The sequence below is a fragment of the Aeromonas sp. ZOR0002 genome (genome assembly GCF_963866995.1).
Lineage (GTDB): Bacteria > Pseudomonadota > Gammaproteobacteria > Enterobacterales > Aeromonadaceae > Aeromonas > Aeromonas caviae.
In genome coordinates this window covers 1-2,433 of record NZ_CAWMFQ010000174.1, presented here as the reverse complement: position 1 = coordinate 2,433, position 2,433 = coordinate 1, and the positions used below count along the sequence as shown (strand labels likewise).

Genomic DNA, 2,433 nt, shown 5'->3' with positions numbered 1-2,433 from the left:
GGCGCTAGGGCACCCGATGCAACACGTAATTGGGACATAGCCAAAAAAAACGGGAGGCCAGGCCTCCCGTCAATATATGCACGCTCTCACCCCGAACCTGCTGGCGACAGCTGTCATCGGCAGGTCGGGCAGAGGGGGATAAACGTCTCCCCAGGCATCTGTCTTGTCATCCGCGCCCCTTACAGGGTGAAGCGATAGAAGATATCCACCGCCTGGGCCACCCCGCTCATGGCCTGCAGATAGAGCCTTGGCATCAGCTCGTAGCGCAGCTTGAATTCGGCGATGGGGCTGAACACCCCGACCCCGTACTGGAACTGCAAGCCGGGCAGCAGGTAGGCCGACAGGGTCACCTGGGTGTCATCGCCACTGCCTGCAGTATCGAGGGCCACGTCGCTCATGCCGAGGGACTCCCCGATGCTGGAGACCACGCCGCTCGCCTGACTCACGGCCCCCGCCACCAGCAAGCCGTTGAAGCCGCCATCCTCGCCGCTGGTCTGCAATCCCTTGCCCCGCAACAGATAGGAGAGCTGTTCGGACTGCGCCATCTGCGGCTCGGAATAGACGGTGATCTTCGGCTTGGCAGCCGGCCCCGTCACCCGCACCCCGACGGTCACGTTGTCCTCGATGGTGTCCGGATCCCGATAGGTCTCGATGTTGAGATAGGGCTGATCGATGGGGCCGGAGAAGAGGATCCGCCCCTCCTTGATGATGAGGTTCTGGCCATAGGCCTTGAAGCGCCCGTCCCTGAGCTCCAGTTGCCCGTTGCCCGAGAGCGGCTTGGAGGGATCCTGGCGAATGTTGAGGGCCCCTCCCACCTTGGTCTTGAGTCCCATGGCTTCGAGGCGGACGTCGTCCCCGAGCCGGATGGCGAGCCTGATCTCCATGGGCAGCGGTGCCGCCTTGGGGACTGGCGGCAGATCGTCGTAGATGACGGTGACGTCATCGGAGACCGCTACCGCGCTGTCTGGCAGGCTCTTGACCAGGATGCGCGACCAGGGGATGTCCACCTGACCGGTCACCCTGGTCTCCTCCCCGAGAGAGATGGCGATGTCAGGGGTCACCCTGACCCGGCCCATGCCCGGGTACTGGGCCTCCAGCTCCTTGCCCTGAATGGTGAGGCTGCCGGTCACCGGCTGCTGGGCCCAGCTCAGCCAGCCCCCCAGCACCAGGGGGCCCTTGCCCACCATCATGGAGCCGTCGAGTTCGGCCCGGTTGCCTTCTATCTTGAGGCGGGTCACCAGCTTGGAGAGGGTCACCATGTCGGAGTGGGTCTGAACCTCCCCCTCCTTCAGGTTCAGCTCGCCATACAGCAGGGGGGCAGCCAGGGTACCGTCGAAGCGGGCATCCGCCGAGATGACCCCTTGCAGGGAGCGCACTTCGGGAATGAGAGGCGCAAAGGTCGCCAGCTTCAGATCGTCAAACCTGAGTTGACCGCCGAGGTTGCCGCGGCCAGCGGGATCCCGGATCAGCAGATCGGTGTCGATGTTGCCGATCTGCTCGGAAGCGAAATCGACCCGGATGGCGGCCTGCTGGCGCTCGAAATCGATCCCGAGCTCGAGGCGCTGGTAGTCGGTCTTGAGTTCGTCGGTGACGAAGGTCCCAGGCGTGGTACGCACGGTGGCGTGCAGGGTCGGCTGGTTGCCGCGCCAGCTGGCGCGCCCGTCGGCCGACAGCACCGCCTGCCAGCGGAAATTGTCCGGCAACCAGGGGCGCAGCCGCTTGAGATCAAATTCGTTCAGGGCAAATTCCAGATTGCCCTGGGACTGGGCTATCCGGCTCCCCTTGACGCAGAGACTGGCCTTCTGGGACGCGAGGCAGAGATCCCCCATGGTCAGCTGCTGTTTCGGCAGATCCAGGTCCAGAGACCAGGGGGCGGTCAGCGCCCAGCGCTTGAGGGGGGTCTTGAGCTTCAGCTCGGCAAGGGCGCCACGCCAGTGGTCACCGCGCAAGCTGCCATTCAGGCTGAGGTCTGCCGCCAGGGGATCCCCCTTCATGGTCAAGGTGAGCCCGTGACGCTCGAGATCGCCGCTCAGGTTCAGGGCGATTTGCGAGAGCTTGGTCTCCCCCTGCGCCAGGCTCACCACCGTCACCGCCACCTCACCGGCGGGCTTCTCCCCGACCAGGGCGTTGGCCTTGATGACGGTCTCCTTGAGGACGGTGCCCGCGTAGGCGAGTCGGCCCGACACCAGATCGGCATTCACGCGCGGCGCCTGCTGGTTGCCGGTGACACGCACCTGGCCCTTGATGTCCCCTCCCAGACCCGGGTAGATACCCCCAAGCTTGGGCGCATCCAGATCCGCATCCAGCTTCCAGGCCTGGGTCGTGAGCGAGCCTTTGGCCTGCAGCCGGTTGGGGCCGCTTTGCAGCGCCAGGGCCGGGATGGTCCACTCCATCTTGTCGTTGCCGCTGAGCCTGCCCTGCAAGGCCAGGGGA

At 65.2% G+C, this 2,433-nt stretch carries 1 protein-coding gene; it reads right to left on the bottom strand.

Annotated features, from left to right (window positions below):
• Nucleotides 1–179: 179 nt before the first annotated feature.
• Nucleotides 180–2,433 (bottom strand): autotransporter assembly complex protein TamB (tamB, locus tag AACR77_RS10215; protein ID WP_042881229.1); only part of this gene is annotated, 2,254 nt, incomplete at its 5' end.